The sequence below is a fragment of the Limosilactobacillus antri DSM 16041 genome, from assembly GCF_000160835.1.
In the GTDB taxonomy this organism is placed as follows: domain Bacteria; phylum Bacillota; class Bacilli; order Lactobacillales; family Lactobacillaceae; genus Limosilactobacillus; species Limosilactobacillus antri.
The window spans coordinates 150,473-157,252 of record NZ_GG700732.1; the positions used below are offsets into that span (position 1 = coordinate 150,473).

A 6,780-nucleotide genomic window follows, 5' to 3' on the forward strand; every position below is an offset into this window, starting at 1 on the left:
TTACGCAATTCACAAAGCGGCCGCCCGGTGTTCGGTAAATCGAACTCGGGCGGCCGTTTCGGCTTTTAAACTTTGTTGTGCTAGGGAAGGAAGGCTAGCGCTCTTACCCTCGGCTACCCGCGTTGACGGCGGGGCCGCAAGACAAGCAGGATAACCACCATGTTGATCAGCAGGGTCAGTCCAGTAACCGCAAAGACCATCGGGTAGCTGAACAGGCCGGAAATCACTGAACCGATAAGTGACCCCATCACCGCGCCGACCGCTTGGAAAGACTGGTTAACGCTGAAAATCCGGCCAAACGCTTCCGCGGGAACGTCCAAGGTGAGGACAGTCTGGATCGCCGGATTGAGGGCGGCGTTGGCGAGGCCCAGCAGGAAGCGCCAAAAAGCTAGTGACCAGGCAGAGTGGGTAAAGGTCATCGGGATGAACAGTACAAAGGCCACCATTAAGCCCGTTCGCAGGACGACTTTGGGGCCGATTCGGTCCATCGTGTGGCCGACTTTCGAGGCGGCAATTAGGGTTCCAAGTCCCGGCGTAGCGGCCACAATTCCGGCAACCAGCGCCACGTTACCTTGGTTATGCATCAGGGACTTAACGTAGAGACTGATGATCGGCGTAATCGACATTGACGAAGAGATAACCACCATGGTTGTGAAGAACATGGCGATAATCACACCCGGGTTGTCCAATTCTTGGAAGATTTGACGCAGCGGCTTCATCTTTTCTTTTTTGATCGGTTTAAAGTGTTCCTTGGCTAAGAAGGAAGTACCAACGAAATTTAAGAACATCAAACCACCGGTGATGAAGAACGGGATGCGGTAGCCAAAGGCCCCCGAAAGGATCCCGCCGAGGAGCGGGCCAACCAGGTTGCCGGCCACCCCAGCAGTTGCCATGGCGGACATTACCCAGCCAGAGTGGGAACGAGGCGTTTCACCCGCCATCAGGGCCGTGGCGTTATTGATGTAACCCGAAAAGGCGCCCTGAAGAAAGCGGAGGCCGATAATCATCCAGACGTTTTGTGCGAGGCCCACACAGAAAATGGTGATGGCCATGACGCCGGCTGCCCGCATACACATCAGCTTCCGGCCCTTGCGATCCGCCAGGTTTCCCCACAGTGGGGAGACGATTGCCTGACTGATGAAGGTTGCCGCAAAGGCCAGCCCCGAGTAAATGTTTAACTGGAAGCGGGAAAAATTCCCCAATTCGTTAATGAATAGTGAAATAAACGGCATGGTCATCGAATAGCCGGCCCCCGTAATAAAGGAACCCAGCCACATGGTGTAAAAGGTGCGGTGCCAGCCGCTTGGGTAATGTTCTTCCTGTTCGCTTGTTGCCATCTTATTCGCCATCTCCTCCAGAGGTAATCCTGCTTATTGTAACAGAAATCAGGACCGCTTACTAATCGATAGGTAGTGGCCAAAGGTGATGAGCATCAGGAAAATCAGGATGACCGTAATCCACATTGCTAAGCGGATCCCCATGACCAGCTGCTGGGGAATTCCGGAAATAACCACCAGCATGGTGACCGATACGGCTCCCGCCACCTGGCGCAGGGTATTGTTGAGTGCCGTCCCGTGGCTGTTTTCTGCCTGGGAAAGAGCGGAGAACGCTTCGGAAAGGGCCGGACTAAAAACAAAGGCGTTACCGATCATCCGTACGGCGTAGGCGAGTGTTAGGACCATAATTGAAGAATGAGCTGAAATCGTCACCAGAGGATAGGACGCCGCAATCATCAGGAGCCCGCCGGTAATAATCAGCCACTTGGGGCCGTACTGGTCGTAAAGCCGGCCGATGTAGGAGGCGGCCAGGCCATTACAAATTGCCCCCGGCAAAAGGACCAGCCCGGAAGCAAAGCTGCCCATTTTTAGGACGTTCTCGGTAAAGATGGGGATCAACTGCTCGGTTCCCAAGAGGATCATGAAGGCAAAAATACCGACCAGGGTCATTAAGCGAAAGGACGAATATTTAAAAATCTGGACCTTTAGCATCGGGTTAGCTAAATGGAGCTGCCGGCAAACGAAGAGGGCAATGATAATCAACCCGCTGCCGAGCATTAGCCAGCCGGCAACGGGGCTGATTTCAAAGACCGTTAAGCTGCCCAGGGCCAGTCCCGAACCCACCAGTGAGATAAAGACGGACAGGTAGTCAACCTTAATCTTGCGCGGGGTAGAGAAGTTTTGCAGCTTAAAGTAGCCGATGATAAAGACGAGGACCATGAATGGTAAAACGATAATAAATAGCCACCGCCAGGGGAGTACTTGGAGAATGAACCCGGCGAGGGTGGGGCCGAGTGCGGGCGCCGTAGAAATAACCAGGCTGGAAAGGCCCAAAATTGCCCCACGCTTTTCAATTGGGTAGATGGAAATCATGGTGGTCATTTGAAACGACATAAGCATCCCGCTGGCGGCCGCTTGAATTAACCGGGCGCTGAGGAGGGAATAGAAGTTCGTGGCTAAACAGCCGATTACAGTGCCGATGATAAAGGCCCCAATTGTCCAGAGGAAGACCTGCCGGTTGGTAAACTTATCGTAGAGGTTGGACGAGAGCGGGGTCACGATCCCGATAATCAGGGTGTAACCGGTAGTCAGCCACTGGACGGCGTTTAGGGACACGTGGAGTTCGTGCTCAATTACCGGTAGGGCGGTGACCATCATCGTCTGACTGGCTAGGCTGACGAAGGCTGACAGGAGGAGGATGGCGGTAATGAGCCGGCGGGTTTGCGGGCTAATGGTAGTTGCTTGGGTCACGTTCAGGAATTCCTTTCTGTAATTAAATTACCATTCCAATTTACCACTGTGATTTGGACATTTCTAATTAAAATTAGATAATGGGCGGTTGGCGTGATTATCTGGTATCATATTCAGTGATGAGAAAAAGGAGGAATCGCGGCTTGAGAACACGAATTGCAGTTTTTTCGGATGTTCACGGAAACTTCAACGCTTTTGCGGCGATGTATCAAGATAGTCAAAAGCAAAACGTTGACCAGTATTGGTTTGTCGGGGACCTGCTGATGCCGGGCCCGAGTGTGCAGAAAGTTTGGAACCTATTTGAGAAGATGGCCCCGCAAGTAGTTGTCCGCGGTAATTGGGATGACCTGGTTGTGCGGGGCGCCCGGGGACTGATGGATACTGATAAGCCCTCCCACGTTTACTTTGCCCGGCTAGCCCAATACGTTGCCCGGCACGGGTCCGCAGACTTAATTGATAATTTGGCCAGCTGGCCCCTCCACGTGACGAAGCAGGTGGGGCCGTTAAACTTCGGGATTTCTCATAACCTGCCGGAGCTGAATATGGGGCAGGACCTCTTTCCGACGAAGCCGACTGCCAACTTTGACCGGCTCTTTACGGCCGCCAGTGACCAGGCGGTTGACGTTGCCATTTACGCCCATGTCCACCACCAGCTGCTGCGCTATGCTAATGATGAGCGGGTTATTTTGAACCCGGGAGCGGTGGGGGAGCCGTTTAATCATTGGTCAGCCCTCCAACATGACCTGCGGGCGCACTACCTGATCCTAGAAGTGGATGACCAGGGCCTGGCTGAAACCAGCTTTCGGCACGTCAATTATGATCGTGCGGCAGAAAGTGCCCGGGCCCAAAGCGATGCTGTTCCTTACGCAGAACTTTACCAGCGGATGATGAAGACGGGGCTAGCCTATACCCATGATGATGAATTGCTTCGCCAGTTTAATGAGCGTTACCATTACGCGGATGAGTACCGGCAATTCGCGGCTACCAAGTTGCGGTAAAGCAAATTGCTTGCAAATGGTCAGTCAATGTCAGATAATTTAATAGAATAGTTTTCGCAAATGTTGATTTTAGCTGTTGGTCGTTACTGTTTATAATCACTATTAATAAGGAGATAACAACTTATATGGCAAAAAAATCTAAGATTGCTAAATTACATCATCAGGAAGCACTGGTGAAGAAGTATGCCGCTAAGCGCAAGGAGTTAAAGGCGCAGGGCGATTACATCGCCTTATCGAAGCTGCCGCGCAACTCGAGTGCCGTTCGTCTCCACAACCGGGACCGGTACGATGGCCGCCCCCATGCCTATATGCGTAAATTCGGGATGTCACGGATTAAATTCCGCAACCTGGCACATAAGGGTCAGATTCCTGGGGTGCGGAAAGCTAGTTGGTAAGCTTCCGCTCTGAAGGCTGGGAATTAGCCTAACTTCGTAACTGCTTCATAGCGACAACGCAACAGCTGCCTAGTTAGCCTTGTGCTAGCTGTATGCCGAAAGATAAAATCCCCAAATCAGCTCTTCAGCTAATTTGGGGATTTTTAAAATTTTAGAATTATTCTAAAAAGGCCTTGATTAATTTGCAAAGGCGGTTATACTTATAAGTGTAGTTAAGAACAATTCTAATTAAGGAGAGGATAGCTATGAATTTTGTTGGTCACGAGATTGAAGATTTCAAGGTTAACGCATACCAAGATGGTGAAACTAAGGAAGTAACGAAGGCGGACGTACTTGGCAAGTGGAGTATTTTCTTCTTTTACCCAGCAGACTTTTCATTTGTCTGCCCAACTGAGCTGGAAGCCCTACAAGATGAGTATGAGAACTTTAAGCAGGCGGACGCGGAAATCTACTCCGTATCAGAGGATACCGAATTTGTCCACAAGGCATGGGCAGAAGCTTCAGAAAAGATTGGTAAGATTAAGTACCACATGTTAGCCGACCCTGCTGGTAAACTGGCCCGGATGTTCGACGTCCTGGATGAAGACGCCGGACAAGCTTACCGGGGTGTCTTTATCGTTGACCCAGATGGCAAGATCCAATCCTACACGATTAACAATATGGGAATTGGCCGGAGCGCTGCGGAAATTCTGCGGACCCTTCAGGCTGCCCAATTCGTTCGTGAACATGGCGACCGGGTTTGCCCAGCAAACTGGAAGCCAGGTCAAGATTCGATTAAGCCAAGCTTAGACCTTGTCGGCAAGTTATAAAGAGAAAGCTGGTGGGCGTAATGGCAGATGAACACTTATACGACCTGATTATTGTTGGTGCTGGGCCTGCAGGCTTATCTGCCGGACTGTATGCCGGTCGAGCGACCCTGGATACCCTGATCCTGGAAGGCGACACCGTTGGCGGTCAGGTCACGACGACATCAGTGGTTTATAATTATCCGGCCGTTGAAAAGGTTGACGGAACTCAGTTAATGAACCAAATGCAAAAACAGGTAACCGACTTTGGCGTTGCCATTAAGCATGACCAGGTTGAAGAGTACCAGTTAACTGATGAGGTCAAGGTCCTGGTTGGCAAAAGCGGTCAAGAGTACCGGGCGCGCAGCGTAATTGTGGCGACGGGTGCGCAGCCGCGCAAGGTTGGTTTTACCGGCGAAGATGAATTTCGGGGCCGGGGAGTAGCCTACTGTTCGACTTGCGACGGTGAGTTGTTCTCTGGATTACAGATTTTTGTCGTCGGCGGTGGGTACGCAGCGGCGGAAGAAGCTGATTACCTGAGCCGCTTTGGCAAGCATGTAACCGTGCTGGTGCGGGGCGACCATTTCAGCTGTCCACCGTTGATGGCAGCCCGGGCCCTGAATAATCCTAAGGTGTCGGTAGAGTACAACACGGAAGTCAAGCAGGTTACCGGTGACGATTATGTAACCACTGCCACCTTGGTAAATAATAAGACTGGCCAGGAAACGGTGTACCACGTTGATGACGGTGATAACACTTTTGGGATTTTTATCTACGTAGGAACAAAGCCGGCCACGGAGAAACTGCGGGGAATACTTGACCTTAACGACCAGGGCTATATCAAGGCCGCTGCTGATGGGGCCACGAATCTTGCGGGAGTGTACGCTGCGGGAGATGTGATTGTTAAGGATCTCCGGCAGATCATTACCGCTGCGTCTGACGGTGCAATCGCTGCGACCGCTGCTGAGCAGTACGTGACTGCACAGAAGCAGCGGCAGGGAGTTCCAATCCATGCAGTAACGACAAAGACCGCCGCCCAGCCGGTCGGGCAGACTTCCAACTTAACTCAGCAGGAGGAGGTCAGTCCCCACCAGGGAAACTGGCTGACCCCTGAGATTGACAAGCAGCTCCAGCCGATTTTTGCGCGGCTTACTAAGTCGGTGACGTTAGAAGTAAATACTGATGGCAGCACGCTTAGTCAACAGCTCCTCAGCTTCGCAACTGAATTTGCGGACTTGACTGATAAGCTGACGGTAACGACTAAGGATGGTCAGGGCGACCTCCTCCCGTTGCTAAAGCTTCTGGACGCAGATGGTCATGATACTGGTCTGCATTATGCCGGCATTCCGACCGGTCACGAGTTGAATTCCCTTGTCCTTGGCGTTTATAACGTGGCGGGACCAGGGCAAACGATTGACCCAGCGCTGGCTGAGCGAATCAAGCACCTGCCCGCGGCCAATATCCGGATCGGGGTTTCCCTAACCTGTCACTTCTGTCCGGATGTAGTCGCAGCCTGCCAACGCATGGCGTCGCTGAATCCTGCTATTTCGGCCACGATGATTGACCTTCAGCACTTCCCAGCCTTGCGGAAGAGCAAGAAGATTATGAGTGTTCCGGCCACGATGATTAACGATGCCCCCGTGATTTTTGGGAGCCAGTCACTCGAACAGTTAGTGACTGCTGTCGAGCAGAATAGTTAAACGGCGATTATATTAATAGTGAGAGAGTGGGACAGAACTAGCTTGCCTAGTTCGTAGTCCCACCTCCGCAAGCGCAAATAGGGTTCCAGAGTTCGGCTTTACCGAGCACTGGAACCCATTTGCGTACTGCGCCGTTCGTATTTTATCTAAGCTAA

The 6,780-nt window shown here is 51.9% G+C and carries 6 protein-coding genes; 4 read left to right on the forward strand and 2 right to left on the reverse strand.

The genetic code is table 11. The features are described from left to right. Positions 1-113: 113 nt before the first annotated feature. Together HMPREF0494_RS00780 and HMPREF0494_RS00785 are read right to left on the reverse strand one after the other, a co-directional pair. Positions 114-1,337: an MFS transporter gene (locus tag HMPREF0494_RS00780; protein WP_040458618.1), complete on the reverse strand. Its 1,224-nt coding sequence runs from the start codon at positions 1,335-1,337 to the stop codon at positions 114-116. Positions 1,338-1,385: 48 nt separating this feature from the next. Further along, positions 1,386-2,747, reverse strand: a complete 1,362-nt coding sequence (locus HMPREF0494_RS00785) for an MFS transporter (RefSeq protein ID WP_007122991.1) — start codon at positions 2,745-2,747, stop codon at positions 1,386-1,388. A gap of 119 nt (positions 2,748-2,866) precedes the next feature. On the opposite strand from HMPREF0494_RS00785, the gene HMPREF0494_RS00790 reads away from it, so the two are divergent. From HMPREF0494_RS00790 to HMPREF0494_RS00805, 4 genes are all read left to right on the forward strand, one after another. Next, a complete protein-coding gene (locus HMPREF0494_RS00790; protein ID WP_007122992.1) occupies positions 2,867-3,745 on the forward strand; it encodes a metallophosphoesterase family protein in 879 nt (292 codons plus the stop codon). A 125-nt stretch (positions 3,746-3,870) separates the two neighbouring features. Then, a complete protein-coding gene (gene rpsN / locus HMPREF0494_RS00795; RefSeq protein WP_007122993.1) occupies positions 3,871-4,140 on the forward strand; it encodes a 30S ribosomal protein S14 in 270 nt (89 codons plus the stop codon). A gap of 245 nt (positions 4,141-4,385) precedes the next feature. Continuing rightward, a complete protein-coding gene (gene ahpC / locus HMPREF0494_RS00800) occupies positions 4,386-4,949 on the forward strand; it encodes an alkyl hydroperoxide reductase subunit C (protein ID WP_007122994.1) in 564 nt (187 codons plus the stop codon). Between the two features lie 20 nt (positions 4,950-4,969). Next, a complete protein-coding gene (locus tag HMPREF0494_RS00805) occupies positions 4,970-6,625 on the forward strand; it encodes an FAD-dependent oxidoreductase (RefSeq protein WP_007122995.1) in 1,656 nt (551 codons plus the stop codon). The last annotated feature ends 155 nt before the right edge of the window (positions 6,626-6,780 follow it).